The sequence below is a fragment of the Flavobacterium sp. GL_143 genome (assembly GCF_057834355.1).
Genome location: NZ_CM174401.1, coordinates 3,035,208 through 3,057,767 on the forward strand (window position 1 = coordinate 3,035,208; position 22,560 = coordinate 3,057,767).

The following is a 22,560-nucleotide window of genomic DNA, read 5'->3' on the forward strand; positions in this document are numbered from 1 at the left end:
AGTGTGATAAATAATATTATTTCATAAATATTATTCATTTAAGGTCTTAGATTTCCTAAATCATAACCAGCACCTTCACTATATAAGTTGTTTTTCTTGTTAAATAATGCATGAACGCAGAAAGAAATTCTATTGTTTCTTTTTGTAAATTCTTCTGCAAGTTCAGGATCTATATTAGTTGGACAATATTGCCACATATTAAATTTTAAGCCATAAATAGTTGGGTATGATTTCTCCATTTCCGTTATATAATAATCAATCTGGTCTAAAGTGTAAAAAGTCAAAATGTCTTTAATGCCATTAGTGTGAGGAGATAATTTACCTCCTAAGTCATTCTCAAAATCATTTTTCATTTTTATGAAATTTCCATCCTCTATAGTTTCACCAAATAAGTCAAATAATTTATCTTCCTTTTCTATAATAACACATTGGTCGTTATCAGAGAAACATATGCCGATATTCAAATGAGTATCTTTATGAATGTAATAAAACTTGCAATATTTTTTGCTTTGATTATCTTTAAGTAACTTTTTAAATACTTCCAGCTTTATAAAGAAACTTTCAGTTAATCCACTAATATTAGTGCCTAGATTTCGGTATCTTTCAACAAAAAGATCCTCAATCTTTTTGTCAATTTTTTTTATAAAAAAGTCTTTTTGGTTTATTCCTTTTTCTTGTAATTTTTCTAATTCCATGATTTCTTAGTTTTTGTGGTTAAATTTATTAATTGCTTCAATTTTATTACTTACTTGTAACTTTCTATAGATATTACCAATGTGTTTTTTGATAGTATCAATCGTGACATTTTTTCTGTCAGCAATTTCTTTATAGAGAAGCCCTTGTGCTAGCAATTCAAGAACCTCTTTTTCGGTTACAGTAAGTAATGCTAAACTTTGTACTTGTACTTTTGTTTCCTGAAAATGTTGTAAAACACGCTTTGCAATGGTAAAACTCATTGGGGCACCTCCTTTATGTGCTTCCTGAATGGCCTGGATAATTTTAGCCAAAGGATCTCCTTTTACAAGATAACCACTTGCGCCAGCACGCAAGGCTGAAAAGATTTTTTCGTCATTTTCAAAACTGGTACACATTACGAAAGTGGTACCTGGCATTAATTCTGTTAGTTTAAAAACAATATCGATACCTGATAAATCCTGCAATTGTATGTCCATTAAAACCACGTCTGGCTCTGAGGCTTCTAATTTTTGCAAAGCATTTTTACCATTAAAAAATTGAGCTACACACTCCATGTCTTCCTGAAAATCGATAATGTTTTTCAATGCTTGATTGTAATTTTTATCATCTTCTACTATGGCTACTCTTATTTTCATGGCGTTACATTTTCTTTTACAAAGTTGGGATATAAGTCCATTGTGCGCAATTACCCATTCGGGTGATATTTGAAATTAACATGGAAAGACAAATGTAAATATCTAATAAACTTACAAAAAAAACATAAGAAAGTAATAAAATAAAAATATCACCCTAAAGGGTAATTGATTGGTATACTGTTATCTAAATATATTTGAAGCATAACTAAAAACACTCCGAATCATGAAAACAACATTATTTATCCTTTGCTTTTTATTCTTCGGAATAATAGGCTATGGTCAGGTCACTACCAAAATTATAGAAGTCGATTTAGGTAAGCCACACAAAAAAAGTATTACAATTTATACAGATTCATTATTTACCGCTTTAGATAACAGTAAATGGCTTTCTGTAAGATCTAGAGATGTAGTCTCTATTAGATTAATAAATTGGAATCCTTTAAAGCACTCTTATAAAATTGACACGAAAGAGGTTTCTTTTTTTAATGAAAAAAAAACACTAGATAGCCTCATTGACAAAACAAAAAAAGGGGCAAAGAGCGAAATTACAGGAGGCATTTTTCTGAATGATTCTATAAAAAGAATTATCAAAGAAAATGAAAATTTGAATCAAAGTATCGATAGTTTAAACTTTGAATTAGAAAGATTTTATGAAATTTTAATACAAAAAAGTAAGCTTGTTGAAGATGATTACAATATCAAAAGGAAAGAATTCCTAAATACTTCAAAAATACAATTAAGCAAGAGTTACAGTTTATTAAAGAATTTGCAAAATATTGAAGATGATACTCCTAGTTACTCAGATACACAAAAAAACTTACTTGAAACCAAAAAGAAATCTGAAAAAAATATCGAATCAGTTATACAGAAATTATACAGCATCAATTTAGATATTTACACTTTTCCCATCGATCTTCAAGGTAAAAACATTGATGCTTTAGAATTTAAACTACGCCGTTTTGATAAAGAAACGAAAAGCGAAGATCTTAGTTTCGCATCAACACCATACAATATCTGGATTAAAGGTGGTCTAAAAATAGATGTCAGTGCCGGAATATTTTTTACGTCACTTTATGATGAAGAGTATGATAAAAGAGACGATCCTGCAACTGCGGGTAATAAAATCATCACTTTAAAGAATAGTGGAGATTATGATATGGCTTTTGGCTCTACTATAAATACGTATATCCGCATGAATTCCTGGATTGTCCCAACTCTTAATTTTGGTGCGGTAATAACTCAAGATGAAAAGCTGCAAGTGCTTTTAGGTGTTGGAGCTATATTAGGAAAACAGGAACGTATTATTTTTTCAGCAGGTGTTTCTATGGGAAAAGTAGATCGAATTGCAGATGATTATCAAGTTGGTAGTTCCTATAACTTGGGAGATTCTGGAACTATACCTACACAAAGCCAGTTCAAATTCGGTAGTTTTTTCGGGATAACATACAATTTATCTAAAGTTAAGAAAATAAGTTTGGATAAAGGAATCGAAGAAAATTAAGTACTGGTAAATAATCTTTACCAATTTCTAATCATTAAAATCAATTTTATGAAAACAACATTTATTTATCCAATACTTGTAATTGCAATTACATTTTCAAGTTGCAAAAGTTATGACGAGATAACAAAAAAACCTGAGCGTTTATCTGAGGATGTAGAATTACCTAGCTATGAAAGTAGTTTTGCACTTGCTTTAAAGGTTGATTTATCCAGTTTGGAGAGCAAATTAAACGATGCATTAAAAAACGGATACAGCAATTCTGATGAAGGCACATTTCAATATAGATCCTGGATAAAAATAGAAGATCCGCTTTATAATCCGAATAAGTTAATAAAAACTAAAAATCCTTTATATCATCCAAATGAATGGTTTAAGACAAAAGATCCTCTATATCATCCACATAAATGGCAAAAGAAATTTGGAGTCAAATTTAGATGTCCTTTCTATCACCCAAATGAGTGGTTTAAAACCAAAGATCCATTGTATAATCCAAACGAATGGATAGAGACAAATAATCCTTTGTATCATCCAAATGAGTGGATAGAAACAAAAGGCCCAGCAGTAGCAATAGGTTATAAATATGATGTTGATTTGAAACTGAAGGAACAAGAAAAAATAACACTATCGTATGTTGATGATAATACCTTAAGGATATCTATTCCTATTTCGTTCAAAGGAAACGTAGGTCTACAAGGGAGTGTACCTAAGACTTTAACTTTAAATAAAAAGAATTTTGACGGAGAAATTCAATTTTTCGTCAATACAAGTTTTTCCATTACACCAGATTGGTGCCCCAAGATTGGATTAAATGTAACACATTCCTGGATATCAAATCCGCAGATTGAGATTATGGATAATGTTTATATCTCCTTGACTGGATTGACAGATAAATATTTAAAAGAAATTGAAAAAGATGTAAGTAATCTTGTAAGTCAACAAGTTAAATGTGATATGTTTAAAGACATTGTTAAAGAAAGATGGAAATACTATGGAGTTAGCCTACCAGCACTCGCAAATGGTAAACAATATCAATTGAATATAAATCCTTCAAAAGTAGCGCTGTCTGGTCTAAAAGTTTATAAAGATACTTTAGCTTTATATGTTGGAATAAAAGGAAACATTAGTTTTAATGATAATATTGTCAACACGACAAGTTCACTTCCTTTATTAGAAGAACAGACTGAAGCAATAAGTGAAGTTAAGGCTTTTCTTCCATTAGTTATTAAATATAATGATATTGAACATGCTGCTAATCAATATTTAAAAGATAATGATGTGGTTTTAAAACCAGATATTATTCTTAAACAGAAAGCCAAACTAAAGTTAATTGAAATGACCTTTTATCCAAATGGAGACGAAATTGTTGTAGGAGTTAAGCTAAAAGCTAAACTGCCAGGTAACCTGTTACCAGTGTCAGGATGGGTTTATTTAACAGGTAAACCAGTTATGACGGGTAATAAGAAATTTGAACTCCAGGACCTGGATTTTAGTATGACGGTGGATAATAAATTTTATCCCACTATATCAACACTCTTCAAGCCTTTAATTATTAATGAGATTAAAAAACAAACTACACGGGATTTGACCGATAGCATTGCGGGCATTAAGAAAAAATTACTTGAAAAAAGCAATTCATTCCAACATGATGATATTGGATTTTCTATTGATGATATTGATTTCGGAATTAGCGACATCATATTAGATAAAGAAGAAATAGCCATAATAGCAGAATTTACTTCTAGGTTTGATATATTTTTAAAAAGTAAAAAGGAACATGGTGATTTTACCAGAAATGACAGATAATTTAATTATTTCTATCGAAAATCATTATAGAACATCAACTTTACCTGAAAAACCAGATGAAGAAAAAGTAATTCAAACCTTAATCGAGATTCGAGAAGATCTGTACAAATAAAAACAAAAATTGCCCAATATCAGGGCGATTTTGTTTTATAATAAAGAATCTAAATCCCTCTTTTTCTTTCCTAAATGTAGTTTGAATTAACTTGATTTTAACTACAAAATCAGGTGTTTATACGCTGTTTTTTACTTTCAAATAGCTCTAAATTTGATTATAATATCAAATAATTGATGTTAGGTACTAATTTGAGTTTAGAAATGGAAAGACGGAATAAAATCATATTAGTATTTTCTTTTTTGTTCGTTAGTACATTTTTGTTTTCTCAAGATGAAAGATTAATTATTGGGAGAACAACGGGGAAATTGACTATTAACAGCAATTTAAAAATAAGAACCTTTGGCTTTGCAAACTCGCTTTCGGGGCAAGTTACTTTACCAGGATCTTATATTGATGTGAAGGTAGGGGATAGTGTAAATATTGATTTTTGGAATATTTCTCAAGGAAATCCTGTCTCTTTGTATTGTAAGGAAATTGAATTCTTGCAACGGAATAAGGAAAATGAAATAATGAAGATAAAAGAAGCTGTTCATCATATGGAACATGGTTTTTATTCTTTTCTGGCTAAAAAAGCAGGAACTTATCTTTATTATAGTCCCGAGAATTACCCTTTTAATCTTCAGGCAGGAATGTTTGGAGTTATAGTTATACGCCCAAAAGAGAATGATGTCGCAGCGGTTAAACCATCGAGCGAAGTACTCTGGTGCAGTTACGAAATAGATACGAAATGGCATACTGATGCCATTATGGGAACGGAATACGATTATACAAATAAGCCAATAATTCTTCCCATTTATAAGCCTAATTACTTTTTTATTAATGGTGAAACAGTTCTTAAAAATAAAGGATTACAATCGATAACACATAAAAAAGAACCAGTACTCCTTCGTTTGGTTAATGCTGGATTATACCTTCATGAAATAGTGTTTCCAGCCAATACAAAACTTCAGTTAGCATATGGAAATGAGACTAATGTAAAGGTGTTTTCTGATGGATATAAAGTACAGCTTCAGCCGGGTGAATGTCTTGAATTACTGACTTCATTGGAAAACGTAGGGGAGAAGGAATCTATTATGTATCATTTTATAGATCCGATTTCTAATAAGGAATATTACAAGGCTACTGTTCCAGTTTTCTATTAAAATTTAAAAAAGCTAGTTATGAAAAAAATATGCTGCTATCTTATTCTTCTTTCTTTTTCCTTCACGTTTGCGCAAAACAAACCCACTTTTTCTGTGGTTGGTAATGCAATAAATAAGGAAAGTTTATTGAAAAATAAACGATTAGATGTTTCAAAAATTAAAGTCGAAAATATTTCTAATAAACCCATTTTCCTTGTTTGGGAAACCGTCTCTAATACATTTCCTAAAGAATGGGATTGCTCGATGTGTCAGCATGGAGCTTGCCAGATAGGAATACCAAAAGGATCGGTTTTTAGTAAGCTAAACCCAGATCAGCAAGGATTTATTGCTATTCATGTAATTCCAGTGAACAAAATAGGAAATGGGACTGTGAAATTTAAAATTTATGACAAAGCAAATCCTGCCTATTCTAAGATTTTAACTTTTGAAGTCGAAGTACTTTAATGTAAATAAACAATTGAATAATTAACCCTAAATCTAATAAAATGAAAAAAATTACTAACTTATTTTTAATTATCCTGATTACAGGTTTATCCTATGGTCAGAGCAAAGCCAATGCGAAATATACGCGTTGGAATGTTAATACGCCCAATGGAAAAGCAAATCTTGAAGCAATGAATGTAGCCTTCAAAAAAATGAGGGAAATGGGTTGTGAGAAAGGTGTTTCCTGGTATTATCAGGGAGCGATACATAATGTTCCAGATACAATTAATGGAAAAAACAAACTTTGCCCAGAGTATCAAACTATTGAAAATAAATTATGGGCATGGGCAGATTGCACACATAATGGATCTGAAAGTGCTGCTTTAAATTTTCTGTTATGGCATAGAATGTACATTTGGTATTTAGAAAAAATTGTTCGCGAATTATCCGGAAAAGCTGATTTTGCGCTCCCATATTGGAATTACGGAAGTACACAAACGGTAGATAACATTCTGGCGGAAGAAGTAAGAGATCCATCGACTTCTTTGTATGCAAAAGCAAGGTATACTATTCTTAACAATGGTAAACCAATACTTCCTAATCAGCTTAAGGATATTCAATTGGCACTTGCGGAATTACAAAAAAATCCTTCTTTTAGCGGAACGGGCGGATTTAGTAAAAATATGGAACGTGCTCCGCATGGTTATATGCACAATCTTATAGGAGGGGTATATGCAATACCTAATAGTGAAACCTATTATAATGAAATATTCCAGACAAATACTTCAGGTTTAATGGCAAATGTAGAATCAGCAGGGTTTGATCCAGTTTTTTGGCTACATCATAGTATGGTCGATCGCGTTTGGGAATCTTGGGATGTTTCAGAATATGGTCAGCGTCCTACATTAGAACAGTTAGAAGCTAATTCTTGGCCTTATGAGTTTATAGCTCCCAATGGAGATCGCATTACCTATACGATGAAGGAAGTTTACGATATCGTTTTTAATCTGGATTATAAATATGATAATTTGCTTTATGGATCTAAAACTCCGGTTGTAGCGGCAAATGAGACAAAAGCAAAGACTAAAATAGCATTTCAGGATGCTAAAGAAGAAGTTATTTGGGAACAGAAAGTAGGTAAAGTACTTGAGTCAACTGGTTTTACTCAGAAAGTAACTAGTACATTGGCAAAAAGCACAAATAAAGCTTTTAAAAGTATTAATTCTAAGATACTATTAAATCTGGATGTAGTAGTTTACAAAGAACCTAAAGATTATTACACCGTTTATCTTCGTTATGCCGGAAAGCCGGATATATATGTTGGGACAATGACTTTCTTTGGAGTTGCTCATGATCACGGAATGAATAAGAATCATGCGACAGCAGAAAGCGGGATAAAACTTAATTTCGCCTATTATATTTCAGACAATTTATTAGATTCTGATAAAGATTTTGAAGTTATTATAAAAAAGAGTGGAGGCGGAGATGCTAAAGTAACACTAGAAAAAATTAGTGTAGTAAAAGCAAACTAAGACAGAAGCTAAAAAATAAAAAATCGCCCGAATCAGCTATCGTATGGACACAAGTACAAAACAAACACGAATTTCACTAATTAAATCAATCTATTAAGATTTGTACAAATTCGTGAAATTCGTGTTTAAAATTGTTTACTAATATTTGTGTCCAAACGGTAGTTTTATCAGGGCGATTTTTTTATAAGAGTAAAATCTAATTTCTTAAGAAATAGTCATTTTTACACCCAAAATGTGTTTGCAAATTCCTCTTTTGCCTTGATATGCAGTAAACCAATCGCAGGTGCATCTTTGGTTAGCTCCTTCGATAATTACTTTGTGTATTACGCCCGAACCTTTTACTTTGGCTTCGATATAATCGGCTCTGCGTTCTACAATTTCGATATCCTCATTATCAATTAATTTTTTGGCATTTTTTAGCCTTGGATTTAAAGATAGAATACGCTCGGTTTTAAAAGGAAGACGTCGGTAAAAATGCGCTTTTTCGCTTAAATCATAACCCAATAATCCCATCGACGATAAATTAGAAGTAAGATTGTCCATAGTACCAAAATCGATATCATTTTCGATAGAAAGCATAGTTGGGTCAAAAGTTTCATTCGATTTTAGCAAACTATTTAAACCATAAACCCATTCTATCGGTAAGTTTTCGGTCATGGTTTCTAATACATTTCCCTCACCCGAAAATCCGCGGTAAGAATCAGGAGAAAATGCCATTAATAACTGCATTTTTCCAAATTCGGAAACTATCGCACAAGTTTGTTTATCTGAGGATTCATAGATGTATATTTTATCTACAATAGCCAGAATACCTTCTAATAATCGTAGTCGTTGTACTCCGCCAATTCGTACACTATCATTTGTAGCCAGAGTCGAGAACATAAATTTTCCTGCTCTTTTGGTAATAAAAAAATCTCCTTTTACACTTCCTTTTGGTAAACTTTGGAATAACTGAATTGTCTGGATTTTATTCAATTCATATTTTACATCCATATCGGCAAGATAAAGCTGTACACTTGTTAAGCCTTTTATCCATCGCATAGGTAAGGTTACTTTCTTTTCGGTAACTTTTGCTTTGGTAGTAATAACCTGTACTTCTTGCTGACCAACGGCAAGAGTGACTTTTTCGTTTTTTTGGATGGCGTTCAGCGCATTCAGCATCGGATCATTAAAGTCGACATTGGTAGTTCCGTTGGCAATAAACTCTCCATCTATAGCTTCGGGTTTCATATCTAGTCTTACATAAACTCCATTGCAGGACGAGAAACCTTCAAAACGCAATCGTTCTGCTCCTGCCGATACAATAGGATCACGAAGACTTGGCGGAACTGGACCAAAACTAGAACGAACTACTTTGGCAATTGTACTCCAGCATTTTGCGGTAACATAAGGATCAGTCAAACTTCCCCAAAAGAAACACGGTATATTATTAACTTCTTCAATTTCGGTTTGATGTGCCAAAACCAAATTATTGATTCCTTTGGTTTTACTGTAAGTCGAAATTCCTTTATAATTATATTCTAAATCTGTCATTTTTCTTTATTTTAAAATTTGCTTAATCAATGATTTAAGCGAAGCATTATCTTTCCATTGCTCAAAGAAAACAATTGCTTTAGATGATGGCTTTTGGTTTGTTTTGGTTAAAACATCAAGATAATTCTCAATTATTTTCTTGAAGTTTGTAGGTAACTTATCTTTTAGATCGAGATTCTCAAAAAAGGAATTAAACAACTTCAATAAAGCATCGTTATGCAATGGCGAAACATCTTTTATAGCAATTAATCCATCTACCAATCGCAAGAATACACCATATTTTCCAGATGCGAGGAACGCCAGTTTCTGAGCAAATAATTCCATATCTATAGCTTGTTTTTCGACCAAATTAATCAAAACTTCAGAAGCCATTAATCGGATATCTTTCTTTTCCTGAAAGAAACTGCAAGCATATAAAAGCAATGTAGTATCCGAAAATTGAAACTCAGGACGATTTATAATATCCAGAAAACCTTTTAAATCTGGTTTTGCACCATCTCCTGTTCCACAATTATGCAATAATGTTATGGCGAGAGCATCTCCATTTTGTGGCGTTAGGCTATGCCAATAATAAGTATTCCCAGCCGAATTGAGTAAATAATCCCAACTATTTGGTCGCTGATATATATCCAGACTGTACAGTAAATAATTCGGAATTTTTGAGTAATTAGGTAAATCGAAACGTAGTTCGTACCAAGATGGCGTTCTTTCTTTTTCTTTGGTTTGATAATTAGTCCATTCGTTCCACTTTTCTTTAAATCTAACTTCAGGTACAAATGGAGCGGCTACAAACGGAACATCTTTTAGATAGGTATTTTCAAATTCGGTAAAAGATTCATTAGGATAAAAAGTTCTTGCAGCTACAGCCCAAAGAGATAAAAATCCCGTTTCTTTGGTCGTTTTTCCCATTGTTGCCAATACCTTTGAAAAAAGAGATTCGGAACTTAAGTTTAATTTTTCGCTTACTCCCAAACAAAAGGATAGTAACTGTTTCAGTTCTCCTTCTACTTTATCTAATAAAGGAATGGCGCTTTCGATATTTTCTCTTGGCATTCGCGAAATAGCAATACTTAAATCCAGTAAATCAATTTCTTCATTTGTATTTTGGTATGCAATAACTCTTTCTAATAAAACCTTTGGAGCAACCCAATACGGTTTATGACTAGGAAAAGAAATTAGAGGTAAAGCAGAGTTCTCGTTTATTTTTTGCTGTACTTTAATGAGCAAGGATTGCATTAATAACAGCGTATTTATTTTGGAATAATGTTTATGCTTACCATTGAATTTGCTTTCGATGTTTAAAATTTTTTCCATCAAAAAGGTTTTCACAAAATCTTTGTTTACACTTTCAAAATAGCTTTTTTGTAGTTGTTTAAAGTATGGTTGCAATTGTGCCGAATAATCAGCTGGGAATAAATCCCTTTGCGTGATATATACGTTCAATAGAATTTCGGTGTCCAGAACTTCTTCAGATCCGATGAAGTTCCCAAACTGAAATACGATATCATTCCAATCATTAGGAAGCTGAACTTCCTCGATAAGTACATCTTCTTTTTTAGGATTAAATGTATATTCTTCAAGTACTGAATCATCAATAACTAATGCATCATCATCAATAAATTTACTCAATCCCGATTTAATATTGCCTTGCATCAAAGTAGTGTAAGAAGATAATTTTTCTTTAAGAACTGCATCTTTTTCGGTTGCAATTTTTACAATTATCTTACTCGCTCGTTCTTGTAAAGCCAAATCTGAGATTACAAAAACATCGGCAATAATCGAAGTTATGTTTTTGTTTAATTTAGGATTCGATTTATTTAATTTTTCCAAAATAGGCAACACACTTTTTATGGCAGCTTTGCAATCACTACGCATCATTAAAGGTTCAAGCCATTCAAAAAAAGATTTTGTTTTAAATTTCGGATGCTCATACATTTTTTTAACAAGCTCAATTCCGTAACTTGTTATAGGAGGATAGGCATTATGCAAATAAGAGAATATATTCTCCTGATGGATAATAAGTTCATCAGCGGTTACATTAAATTCTTCTATTCTTTTTCTGAAAAAAGATTTCAGGTTATTGTTCCATTCTTTGGTTTGAATCAGGATAGCATTTTCGATAAAAAACGCGCGATCCATCTTTTTATCGTCTAATAAAGATTTATAAATAACTGCCCATGTCTGGAATTCATCATGTTTTTGAGTATCATTATCTCTAAAGAAATTATTATGAAGAGTTGTTTCATAATTAAACAACTCCGGAATATCCCTTTGATAGGTTAATTTGTCATTTAATGAATTTTCGATGAATTTTCGAGACTTCATCTTTGAGCGCCATTCATTAGTCGCCGCCAGAGTTAAAGCGTATAATTCAGGATTAAATGACAATAAATCGTGTTCCTCTAGTTTACGTAGCGTATGATAATTGAAACCAACCCAGTCTTGTTTTTTTATTTTATCCAAAATAAAAGCTCCCAACCAATTTGGTTTTGCCCATAACAAAACATCCAAAACTTGTTTTTTTTCGTCTATTTCGTCAAGTAAATTTAAAGCCTCATCCCAGGAATTAATATCTGCTTTATCGAATAATGCGATGGCGCTTAGTGTAATGATTTCTTTTTGTTTTTGATCTCCGCGAGTTCCCCAAGAAGATCCCCAACTGTTATTGGTTTTATTTTTCTTGAGATATTCTGGTTCTTTAGATAAATCTACATATTGTGTCCAAAACCTTCTATTTTTCTTGATATGTTTTTTTAGAGCTTCAATATAACCTTTTGATTTTTCCTTTAAAAAAGGCAATACTAAATCAATGTTTTTAGATTTTATAATATTGTCGTATTCCTGTAAAACTTCATCAGAATTGGAGCTTTTAGCCGTTTTTGGTTTTGGAGCTACAGTAACGTCACCATTTTCTGAATATCCCTTTTTTATTTTTTCTTCCAATAATTTTTTTGCAACTCTCAGGCATTCCTCATCTGTAGCAAAGCTCTTTGTTTGGGATGTTCCGGAAGTTCCGTTTTTACCATAAGTTACTGCAAATTCAAATCCTGTAACTTCTATTTGCCAAAACTTATCGGAATTTCCATCTATGTATTTTAGGTGTTTTTTCATGCTATTTTATTGACTTGTATTTATAGATTCTTGTATTTGTATACTCTCAAAAATATAAAATTAATAAAGCATAAAGGGTGTTTTTAAATGAAAATTTTGGTTAAAATTGTTAGCTGAATGATAATTATTTCAGGACTAATTATATAGATATGATTCGTTTAATGTAATTCCTAGCGTAATATTTAACACATAGAAACATAGATTTAAATTTAAAACTTAAGATATTTTTTAGAAAATCATGGTTTTTCCGCATAGTTCTATGCGCTTTATTTTGAGTGAAACGTCTTTTTTACACTTTGAAAACTATGTTTCTATGTGTTAAAATATAATTATATTAATAAAAGACCTACATTTGCCCTCGAAATGAAAATAAAAAATCTACATATTTATCTGTCTTTAAGACAAAATAGCGACCGTTTAGAGGGATTTTACCCTACTAAAGGCTATGGATGTGGTATGTATTTTATAGAATTGAAGTGTAAATTGTAGTTTCAAATTCAACATAAAAATATAAAAGCGTCCTGATATCGGGACGCTTTTTTTGTTTTAAAGTATTTCGACTTCGCTCAATGTGACAATTAGGGTCGCTTAATGTGATAAAAATGCAGCTCAATGTGCTAATAATTGGACTGAAAATAACTTTTAAATAAAAATAATTAAAAAAATAAAGGATCAAATGTTTAATGATTAAACCTAATAGCGAAATATAATCTTGAAAAGCAATCTAATGAGAGACAGTCATTTGATACAATTAAGAATCTGCCTAAGTATGCGGACAGGGATTTTTATGGATTTTATTTAAGTTTAACTATTTGATTATCAGTAAAATAAATCAAAAAATGATTTGGATAATTGATTTTTTAGACTTTATCTTTGCCGAAGAAAATCTGGAAAACGAATTTCAAACCAGAACAATTATTTCAATATATAATACAATACATAAAATGGATTTCAAACATCACACATATAACGTACAACTGCTAAACCCGAGTTTCGATCTTGGTTTTATTACAATACAGGTGCATAGATACTGGCAATAGGATAGGTATATCTTATTGAATCTTATGAAGCACCTTTAATCGGGTGCTTTTTTTATGCCCAAAAATTAAATGATTTTGTATTTCAATTGGTAGAAGGGAGGTTAATTAACCTTGAATGAAGGTTCGAGCCCTTCCAAAATCACAAGTGTTCTCTAGAAGGAACTGGCTCATTGGGGTTACTGGCTAACCTTCCCGACTGTCTCTCGGGAGAAACGGGTTCGACTCCCGTATGAGCCGCTATTTTTTTTGAAGTTGCTAAGGTTCTAAGTTACAAAGGTTCAAAGGTTCTCAAAGGTTCAAAGGTTCAGAGGTTCAGAGGAGCAAAGGAACAAAGGAACAAAGATTTTTAAACTTTGCGACTTTGCGTCTTTGCGAGAGATTTACAAAGTGTTGTTAAAGATAAGATAGCGAGCTATTTTCTCACAAAGGCGCAGAATGAAAAGAATAAAATTAAGTTTTTAACCTTGGTTACATTAAGATAAAAACAATTATGCAGGAATGGCGGAATGGTATACGCGGCTGACTTAGAATCAGTATTCTGAGAGTTTGAATCTCTCTTCCTGTACAAATAAAAGAATTGATACTGTTTAAACTAAATGCCTTTAGGGCAAATTAAAATAATATAAGATGAAAAAGATAAGTACACTATTTACAAAAGACCCAAATGATTTAGGACGGGTAATTGATAAGATTAACGCCGAAAATAAATGGGTTATAAATGGAGATGCCATTGCAACAAGAAAATTTGATGGTACGGCAGTTGCCATTATTAATGGAGAATTATTTAAAAGGTTTGATGCGAAAAAAGGTAGAGCAATTCCTGTAGATGCTATTCCTTGTCAAGATGCAGATTTAATTTCAGGACATCATCCGCATTGGTTAAAATGCAATCGCTCAAAATCTGAAGATAAATTTTTCTTTGAAGGTTTTGATAATTTGAAAACTAAAACAGATGGAACTTACGAATTATGTGGACCCAAAGTACAAGGCAACCCTGAAAATTTAGAGAGACATACTTTAATTAAACATGGTAGTGAAGTGATTGACTTTTCAAGTTTAGCATTTGAGGATTTAAGAGAGTTCTTATCAGAGAATGATATTGAAGGTATTGTTTTTCACCATATTTCAGATGGTAGAATGTGTAAATTAAGAAAATCTGATTTTGGAATTAAACGATTAAAATTAGAAGAAGCTTAAAGAGTTTTGTCACGAAGGCACAAAGGTTCTCAAAGGAGCAGAGGTACAAAGGGGCAGAGGTTTTAAAACTTTGCGGCTCTGAGACTTTGCGAGAGATTGATAAAGTATAATGCGCAAAATTATTTTCACGCAAAGACGTGAAGTCGCAATGAAAAGGAATCAAACCTGAGTGGCTTCGAGGCAGAATATAAAAATGGTGTTTTTAGTTTATTTGGTAAAATATCGGACTGTGAATCCGAAGAACAGGGTTCGATTCCCGAAAACACCCAAAATAACTGAGAAGATAACGGTGGTTGTTTACCCTCCTTGGACGCGGGAGGTCGTAGGTTCGAATCCTACTTCTCAGACAATTTTTTTTGCAAATGGACAAAGGGAAAAGTTTAAAACTAAGGATGTAAATAACTTTTGTAAAAACTCATGTTTAAAGTGGTCTGCGCATTTTTTGTCATTTCGACGAAGGAGAAATCTCCATGAGTAGCTCGACAATTTAAGAAAAAACGGTGAGTTAATTTCTTGCGGAGATTTCTCCTTCGTCGAAATGACAAGTTTGGGATTATTTTATGTAAAACTAGAGTTTCTTACACCCTTGGTTTTAAACTTTGCGAGAGATTGACAAAGAATATAAAAACTAGAAATAAGAAATGAGTTTCACGCAAAGACGCGAAGTCGCAAAGAAAATGAATCAAAGCTTAGTGGCTTAGTGGGCTCGTGACAGATTAAAAGTTTAAATTATAAACAACATTAAAATATAAAAATCATGAAACAAAATTACAATAGAATTGCTTTAGTAGGTATTGAACAAGAAGAATATGATACTATAAAAGCAAGTTACTCAGGACACATTATCTGGCATCAGTCTATACCAAAAATTATAGTAAAAGAGGAAGTCCTTTATATGGAAAAGGCAAATGGTATAGGAATGTTGCCAGTAGATAAAGTAGTCTATTATGGTATTTATGATAATGATTTTGATTTTATATCAGGTTTAGCCATCTGGAAAGGTGCTTGTTATCCTAATGCTGCAGCTATGCTCGACTGTCGATTTAAAATTCCTTGTTTGGTTAAAGCTTTATCTCTTTCAAGATTTAGCGCACCTCGAGGATTTATAAGTGCAGGAGCTTCTATAAATGTAACAGAAGATACTGTTGCTAAATGGGGAAATTGGCATTGTGGCGAAAACAAACATCGTTTTATTGGAGAATGGGAAAGTGAGTTTACAGCAACTACTGAACTTTATTATGATGGAGAAGCTGTTCGTATAATGATGATAGGAGATAGGTATTGGCAAATTAAATTAGAAGGTGATACTTGGTTAAAATCTATTCATCCTGATCATGCTGGTTTTATGACTGTAGATACTGATTTGCTTGCAGATACTTTGCATATTAAAAATACTTTGCAAATGGATATGATTGGGAATGATTATATCGTTGCAAAAGATGGTTCTAAATATTTGTTAGAAGTAAATCATATTCCTAATATAACACGATTTGAGGAAGTAAGACAAGTCTATTTATCGACTATAATTGAATGGATAAAATAAGATTTTGTGCTACGCAGAATAATTGCGTAGTCTGATTTGAATATTTGCTCAGGAAATAAAAACACGTTCTTTTAAATAAAAATAATGAAAACCATAGACTAGATTGTTTATGGTTTTAAAAATATCAAACGAGTCTTGTTGCGTGTTTCTGTATAGCACCATTGTAGAGAACTTTTCGCGAAAGCGTATTATGTTTTTCTATGCAACTTGATTTGGAGGTTTTGATGGTTTTCCAAAAAACTATCTCACTCTATCGGTCGTGGGTTCGATTCCCACTCACAGCAATGTGATAGTTCAGTTGGTTAGAACAATAGAAAGCTGCAGGTTCGAATCCTGCGCCGAATTCAGATTCGGTTGGACAATTGGTAGTCAACAGACTGAAAATCTGTGTTTAGAGGGCATCACTCTTAAAAAGATGCATAGCCAAAGAAAACTGATTTGTCTTTGTCTGTGAAACTAGGATTGTAAAGTCCAAAATTTCACACTCATGATAAAACCAGTGCGAATAGAAATGTATTTTGAAAACTCGTTTTCTTTTCGGTTTGATTGTTTTAGTAATTTTTTTAGAATTTAGAATTGCCTTCACAAAATAGAATCGCAAAACAATTGGAGTTAGTAAATAACAAACTATTCGTCCGTTTTCTCGGAGGAGAGAGACAATGAAGTTTTTTATTTTGAAAAGAAGAGAATAGAAGTAAGATAGCTGAGATTAGAATATAGAAGCAAGATTTTAGAAGCAAGAAAATAGAAAATATAACTAAGTTTTTTACTGGTTGGAAAACATGAAACCAAAAAAACTTTAAACAAAAATAAAAATGATAAATAGAATTAAAATTAATGCATACCAAGTAGGTTTGGTATTCGAAAATAGAAAATTGAGAGCAGTATTAGAAGATGGTTCTCACTGGATTTTGGGTAATAAAAATGTTATGATTTATGATATGGGCTTGTCATTTCAAGCGCCATACGAGTTGAATATATTGTTGCAAAATGAAGTATTGGCTTCTATGTTAGAAATAGTTGAGGTTGCCGATAATGAAATTGCATTGCAATTTGTAAACGGTAACTTTAAAGAAGTTTTAACCGCAGGTAGATATGCTTTCTGGAAAGGTGTTGTAAAAAATGAATTTACTAAAGTAGATTTATCTAAAATTTATATCACCGAAAATATTCCAATGAATTTATTGGAGAACGCTAAATTGAGGTTGTACGCAAGAAAATTTATTGTTGCCAGCAATGATAAAGCATTGTTGTTTGTAAACGGAACTTTTACAACCGAATTAAGAGCAGGAACTCATTATTTTTGGAATAATGCAATTACTATCGAAGTAAAAACGGTTGATGCAAGACAACAACATGTTGAGATTTCTGGACAGGAATTATTAACGAAAGAGAAAGCAGGATTGAGGATTAATTTCTTTGTGAGATACCAGGTTGTTGATATCATGAAAGCTTTGGTCGATAACAAAGACTTTGAAAAACAATTGTATGTTGCCATGCAACTTGCTTTGAGAGCATTCGTAGGAGGTTTAACCTTAGACGAATTGTTAACCAAAAAAGATACGATTGCCGATGCAATTTTGGATGAAGTAACAACTAAAATCAATGAGTTGGGATTGGTGATTTCTGATGCTGGAATCCGAGATGTAATCTTGCCAGGTGATATGAAAGAAATCATGAATCAGGTTTTGGTTGCCGAGAAAAAAGCGCAAGCTAATAGTATTATGCGAAGAGAAGAAACTGCCGCAACAAGAAGTTTGTTAAACACAGCAAAGTTGATGGAGGAAAACGAGATGTTGTGGAAATTGAAAGAAATGGAATATGTGGAGAAAATCGCTGATAAGATTGGAGAAATTACCATTTCTGGTAGCGGAAACGTCATTGGTCAATTGAAGGAAATCTTCGTGAAATAAAGACTCTTTTAAATGAAATAGAAATTTAAAATATTTAAAAAAACAGAAAAATGAAAACTACAGATAAAATTATTATCATAGATTTAGAAGCCACATGTTGGCAAGGCGAAGTCCCGAAAGGGCAGCAAAATGAGATTATTGAAATTGGATTAGCAGTCTTGGATTCTCAAACAGGAACGATTACTAAAAATCAAGGAATTTTGATAAAACCACAACGATCTAGTGTGAGTCCGTTTTGTACAGAATTAACCACTATTACTCAGGATTTACTGGATAAAAATGGAGTAAGTTTTGAAGAAGCAATTGAAAAATTAGCAGACGAATATCAACCCGATTTATATACTTGGGCAAGTTACGGTCAGTATGATCTTAATATGCTTAAAAAACAATGTAGGTCGTTTGGTGTTTCATACCCAATGGGAGAGGAGCACATTAATGTAAAAGTCCATTTTGCAGAAAAATTCGGTTTACAAAAACCAACGGGAATGAATGGTGCTTTGCATTTATTGAATATTCCGTTAGAAGGAACACATCACCGAGGTGTTGATGATGCAAAGAATATCGCCAAAATTCTGCATTGGTGTTTACGTAATTAAAAAGACACTATGGTATGCATTAAATAAGAAAAACCACGAATAGTACATTCGTGGTTTTTCCGTTTAATTGAGTTAATCTAGGTTTATGAATTAATATGAAATTAGTTTTTAATTATTTTCTTGGTAGTAACTGTTCCGTTATTCGATATAAACTGAACAACATATATTCCAGGAATCTGATTGGCTATATTCACACTAAATTCTTTTTTCTTGCTAGTTTTTTCTTGAAAAACAGTAACGTTATGAATGTTAGTTATTCTTAAAGTTCCTTGTTCCTCACTAGTAATACTTATTTTAAATATTCCGTTAGTAGGATTAGGATAAATTGTAATTAGTCGGGATTCGGCAGTTTCAGTTGCAAGAGCGGTATTTGCTTTAGTGTTCGGTTTGCCTTCTCTTACAAGTGCAAAACGTTCTCCACCTTCAAGTTCTCTTTTTATTGCATCTTCCTGAATAAAATCGACTGTGATTTGTTCCTCGGCAGGCAAGACAGTTGCAACTCTAAAATCAAATGATATTGCAAACGTTTCTTCTAAATCAATAGGTAAATTTGCAATTGACGCTTCTCTGGATTTTATCAGAATTTTATTTTTTCCAATAATCTCAACACCTTTTAAAGATCCATTTGCCTGAGCTCTTTCAAATAGTTTATCATCTAGAGTCGCTTCTATTACTCCGCCTAAATCAAAGAAGTTATTTTTTAATTGCTCATTATAGCCTTTATCTACAAATCTTAGATTTACAGTTTTAGATCTTATACCTCTAACAAATACGGTTGTTGGAGGAACAATATCGGTTGTATTTAAGTTGTAAACACTTAAATTTTTCCAGGCAATATTATTGTTACTTTTAGTATTTACACCAATACCTACACCTGTTAATTCACCAACCATAGGGTCATTTGGAGATTCTATTCTTGCAGCCAGACAAAAATGATGTTGGTCTGTAGGATATATTGCTGGATTTGGCGGATACCAAGGAATCATTACAATAGTATTACCTCCGGCAGGAATAGACGGAATACTTACTTCTCCTATTTCATCTCCATATTTAATAGGGCCAATATTAAAGTTTACGAAATTAGTAGGCCAGGTTAATCCTGAAGAAGCTTTGGCAAAATACAATCTTACTTTTGCAGATGCACTTGTATTTGTACTTCTATTATAAACTCTTATATAAACTCCGTTTGGAGAAGACAATTTAAATTCCGGATTTTGATGTACAAGTCCGGCATCGATGTTTTGTCTTACCCAGATATCATCGCTTATCCACATAGGGCCTAAATCAGGGTTAGGTTGTACACCAGTATCGTAAGGTCTGTCTTTTATGTATAAATCGGTAGTAGGCAATGCAATTCCTGTTACGATTACCGAATATTTTTGCAGCGCGTTTACCAATGTTCCTTTATGCGTAATAGTAACAGTATAAATACCAGCCGCTCCATTAATACTAATGCGCTCAAAAGGATCTTTGGTATTATCACCTAATCCATTTGTTGTAGCCGATGTAAGTCTGTAAGGAAAAAAAGTACCAGATCCATTAGTAACTCGTATATCTAAGTCATTAACTAATCTTGCTGTAGCAATATTTGGCGTGCTACCAGAGTAGGCTATACCCGCAGGATCTGTCCATGATATAGAAGCTACAAGAGGATTTATGCCATCAGAAACTACTTTAAAACTATAACTAGATCCTGAAGGTAAAGTATGCTCCTGAATAATAGAGTTAGTTCCGTTTTTGGTAATTGTCTCGGCAGCAAACTTTGCGTTTAGTAAACCCCAGCCAAAAATAGCGTCAGGTCCCGTAGTTCCGGCATCGTCTGCTGTATGTAGTGCCAAACCTTTTAATGTTGCTGCACGCATAAAATTGTTTGTAATGTTTTTATAATGTTGCTGCAACAAGAGTAAAGTTCCTGTAACGTTTGGAGCCGCCATAGAAGTTCCCGTAGCATTACCATAACTACTGTTTGTTAATGGTGTAGGTGTCGCAGTAAGTGTAGCTGTAGAATATACGGAAGTTCCGTTTCCTGTTAAGTCAGGTTTTATTCTTAAATCATCTGTAGGACCTTGACTACTCGAAGTATTAATAGTTACACTCGTCAGTACTCCTGTTGTGCTTATAACGGCATCATTTGCATTAGCAATTACCAGATTATTTTTAGCGGTCGAGAACCCAGTAAGTTTATCATAACCAGCACCTCCCAAAGGGCTTGTATTAGCCGTGTTATCAGTCCCATCATTACCAGCAGATTTTATCTGTAAGTAATATGGAGCGTTGTACATTACATTATCCCAATCTCTAGCAGTTGTTTCATACGTACCAAATCGCCAAGGAGCCATGATAACATTTCCGAAAGCATCTCTTAATCCCCATCCGTACGAATGATTAGATAATAACATTCCGTTTGTTGAAGCTGTAGTTGCTTCGGGTAAATCATTGTTCCATTCATTGGTTCTTGCATTTGCCTGATTTGCCATTCCTTTTGCAGCAGCGACAGATCCAGCAGCGACAATAGTACCTGTAACATGATTTGCATGTTGACTATTGTTACCTCCACCAATAACTGTAACTCCATCGGCAATAGTAACTCTTCCTCCAAACTCATTGTGCGTAGGAAGCGTAGCTCCACCATCCCAAACATAAGCAGTCATGGTTTGTCCGTTAAGATTGAGTCCTAAACCGCCACCAGAGTTCAAAAAGTTGGCTCGGGTAGATTTGGCTGCATTTACGTTGTCGGGAGTATAATAAATTGGAGATTTTCCATCCGGACTAATATCTATCAATTCGCTGGTAGTTCCGTCTTTGTTGGTAAAAGATGTGCTCCAACCATTGGTTCTTGCTGTGCTTAAGATTCTTTGTTTTTTTTGCTCAGCTTCAGATCTAAATTTTTGACTTAACGATTCTAATTCAGTTACATTCGAGTTAGATCGAATTACTTCTATGTCTTTTTGCGTTTGCGAGTAGGTAATTCCGCATACACAAAATAGAGCAATTTTGTATAAATTTTTCATATAGTTTGATTTGGGGGTTAATCACTTTTTTATATTCTATTGCATTCATGAACAGAATAGGGGCGGACTTTTGTCATTAATTACTCCTGTAAACTCGTAAAATAACGTTGGTTTCATTTTCATAATTTTCTAGTTTTAAAAGGTTATTAAATAGACTTACTTTAATAATTCAATTTTCTGTTTTTTTGAGTATACCATTTATTTACAGAAGTTTTTTTTTAAAAGCGAATAAAAATAGTTAATTTAATTAAAAAATAATCAGGTATAAATACTTGATTTTTAATGAAGTGTGAGTTTTTAATAAGAAATGTAATAAAGTAATTGAATGAGGAATTTTACTAGTTTTTCAATTAATAAAAAGATGCTTCCGCAAATAAAAATCAGATTTATGAGATAAAATATCTTATCAGGAATAAGTAATTAATGCATATTTGAAAAAAATATTTTAGCTACGCAGAATAATTGCGTACTACAATTTGAATATTTGCTCAACAAATAAAAACACGTTCTTTTAAATAAAACAAATACATTAATCAGGTCAAGTCTAAAGTTACTTCAATAACCATTTAAGATATACTTTGGCAATTATCGATTAATACATTTATAAAAATATGGGGCAGTAGCTCAGCGGTAGAGCAGGTAGTTTTGAAATTATCCTTAAAAGGTCAATCATAACTTACTTCTCGCATTTTTAACGCCCGTGTCGTGGGTTCGAATCCCACCTGCTCCACAATTATGGTTAATAAAAACTTACTTCAGAACACAGCCG

General features: G+C 32.6%; 16 protein-coding genes and 6 tRNA genes. 17 read left to right on the forward strand and 5 right to left on the reverse strand.

Annotation, left to right across the window (positions count from 1 at the left end; genetic code table 11):
* Positions 1–38: 38 nt before the first annotated feature.
* Positions 39–695: a hypothetical protein gene (locus AC3IPI_RS13140; protein WP_489153196.1), complete on the reverse strand. Its 657-nt coding sequence runs from the start codon at positions 693–695 to the stop codon at positions 39–41.
* 6 nt (positions 696–701) lie between these two features.
* The gene (locus AC3IPI_RS13145) at positions 702–1,331 is read right to left on the reverse strand and encodes a response regulator transcription factor (protein ID WP_489153198.1); all 630 of its coding nucleotides are present in this window, start codon (positions 1,329–1,331) and stop codon (positions 702–704) included.
* 223 nt (positions 1,332–1,554) lie between these two features.
* On the opposite strand from AC3IPI_RS13145, the gene AC3IPI_RS13150 reads away from it, so the two are divergent.
* The 6 genes from AC3IPI_RS13150 to AC3IPI_RS13175 all read left to right on the forward strand — a co-directional run bounded on the left by AC3IPI_RS13150 (position 1,555) and on the right by AC3IPI_RS13175 (position 7,847).
* Positions 1,555–2,832, forward strand: coding sequence for a hypothetical protein (locus AC3IPI_RS13150; RefSeq protein ID WP_323490683.1), 1,278 nt, complete (start codon positions 1,555–1,557; stop codon positions 2,830–2,832).
* A 48-nt stretch (positions 2,833–2,880) separates the two neighbouring features.
* The gene (locus tag AC3IPI_RS13155; protein WP_489153201.1) at positions 2,881–4,635 is read left to right on the forward strand and encodes a DUF4403 family protein; all 1,755 of its coding nucleotides are present in this window, start codon (positions 2,881–2,883) and stop codon (positions 4,633–4,635) included.
* Entirely contained in the window at positions 4,625–4,747 is a 123-nt protein-coding gene (locus AC3IPI_RS13160; protein WP_489153203.1) for a hypothetical protein, read from the forward strand. Before AC3IPI_RS13155 ends, AC3IPI_RS13160 begins: the two co-directional genes overlap by 11 nt.
* A gap of 203 nt (positions 4,748–4,950) precedes the next feature.
* Entirely contained in the window at positions 4,951–5,892 is a 942-nt protein-coding gene (locus tag AC3IPI_RS13165; RefSeq protein ID WP_489153205.1) for a multicopper oxidase domain-containing protein, read from the forward strand.
* Between the two features lie 18 nt (positions 5,893–5,910).
* Positions 5,911–6,336 carry a hypothetical protein gene (locus AC3IPI_RS13170; RefSeq protein ID WP_039113998.1) on the forward strand — a complete coding sequence of 142 codons (426 nt, stop codon included), beginning with the start codon at positions 5,911–5,913 and terminating at the stop codon, positions 6,334–6,336.
* A gap of 41 nt (positions 6,337–6,377) precedes the next feature.
* The gene (locus tag AC3IPI_RS13175) at positions 6,378–7,847 is read left to right on the forward strand and encodes a tyrosinase family protein (RefSeq protein WP_489153208.1); all 1,470 of its coding nucleotides are present in this window, start codon (positions 6,378–6,380) and stop codon (positions 7,845–7,847) included.
* 204 nt (positions 7,848–8,051) lie between these two features.
* Here AC3IPI_RS13175 and AC3IPI_RS13180 read toward each other — a convergent pair whose 3' ends face one another.
* Together AC3IPI_RS13180 and AC3IPI_RS13185 are read right to left on the reverse strand one after the other, a co-directional pair.
* Positions 8,052–9,380: a hypothetical protein gene (locus AC3IPI_RS13180; protein ID WP_039113968.1), complete on the reverse strand. Its 1,329-nt coding sequence runs from the start codon at positions 9,378–9,380 to the stop codon at positions 8,052–8,054.
* A gap of 6 nt (positions 9,381–9,386) precedes the next feature.
* Positions 9,387–12,491, reverse strand: coding sequence for a DUF6493 family protein (locus AC3IPI_RS13185; protein ID WP_489153210.1), 3,105 nt, complete (start codon positions 12,489–12,491; stop codon positions 9,387–9,389).
* Positions 12,492–13,330: 839 nt separating this feature from the next.
* Here AC3IPI_RS13185 and AC3IPI_RS13190 point away from each other — a divergent pair.
* The 10 genes from AC3IPI_RS13190 to AC3IPI_RS13235 all read left to right on the forward strand — a co-directional run bounded on the left by AC3IPI_RS13190 (position 13,331) and on the right by AC3IPI_RS13235 (position 18,780).
* Positions 13,331–13,531, forward strand: coding sequence for a hypothetical protein (locus tag AC3IPI_RS13190; protein ID WP_489153212.1), 201 nt, complete (start codon positions 13,331–13,333; stop codon positions 13,529–13,531).
* Between the two features lie 71 nt (positions 13,532–13,602).
* Positions 13,603–13,673 (forward strand) — tRNA-OTHER (locus tag AC3IPI_RS13195).
* A gap of 22 nt (positions 13,674–13,695) precedes the next feature.
* A tRNA-Asp gene (locus AC3IPI_RS13200) sits at positions 13,696–13,768 on the forward strand.
* A 255-nt stretch (positions 13,769–14,023) separates the two neighbouring features.
* Positions 14,024–14,096, forward strand: a tRNA-Leu gene (locus AC3IPI_RS13205).
* Between the two features lie 62 nt (positions 14,097–14,158).
* On the forward strand, positions 14,159–14,728 hold the full coding sequence (locus tag AC3IPI_RS13210) for an RNA ligase 1 family protein (RefSeq protein WP_489153214.1): 570 nt from the start codon (positions 14,159–14,161) through the stop codon (positions 14,726–14,728).
* A 196-nt stretch (positions 14,729–14,924) separates the two neighbouring features.
* Positions 14,925–14,995: transfer RNA gene (locus AC3IPI_RS13215), tRNA-His, on the forward strand.
* Between the two features lie 8 nt (positions 14,996–15,003).
* Positions 15,004–15,075, forward strand: a tRNA-Pro gene (locus tag AC3IPI_RS13220).
* A gap of 410 nt (positions 15,076–15,485) precedes the next feature.
* Positions 15,486–16,271: a hypothetical protein gene (locus AC3IPI_RS13225; RefSeq protein ID WP_489153216.1), complete on the forward strand. Its 786-nt coding sequence runs from the start codon at positions 15,486–15,488 to the stop codon at positions 16,269–16,271.
* An 815-nt stretch (positions 16,272–17,086) separates the two neighbouring features.
* The gene (locus AC3IPI_RS13230) at positions 17,087–18,184 is read left to right on the forward strand and encodes a slipin family protein (protein ID WP_489153218.1); all 1,098 of its coding nucleotides are present in this window, start codon (positions 17,087–17,089) and stop codon (positions 18,182–18,184) included.
* Positions 18,185–18,234: 50 nt separating this feature from the next.
* A complete protein-coding gene (locus AC3IPI_RS13235) occupies positions 18,235–18,780 on the forward strand; it encodes a 3'-5' exonuclease (RefSeq protein WP_489153220.1) in 546 nt (181 codons plus the stop codon).
* Positions 18,781–18,881: 101 nt separating this feature from the next.
* Here AC3IPI_RS13235 and AC3IPI_RS13240 read toward each other — a convergent pair whose 3' ends face one another.
* On the reverse strand, positions 18,882–21,791 hold the full coding sequence (locus tag AC3IPI_RS13240) for a S8 family serine peptidase (RefSeq protein WP_489153222.1): 2,910 nt from the start codon (positions 21,789–21,791) through the stop codon (positions 18,882–18,884).
* 613 nt (positions 21,792–22,404) lie between these two features.
* On the opposite strand from AC3IPI_RS13240, the gene AC3IPI_RS13245 reads away from it, so the two are divergent.
* Positions 22,405–22,521: transfer RNA gene (locus AC3IPI_RS13245), tRNA-OTHER, on the forward strand.
* Positions 22,522–22,560: the final 39 nt, after the last annotated feature.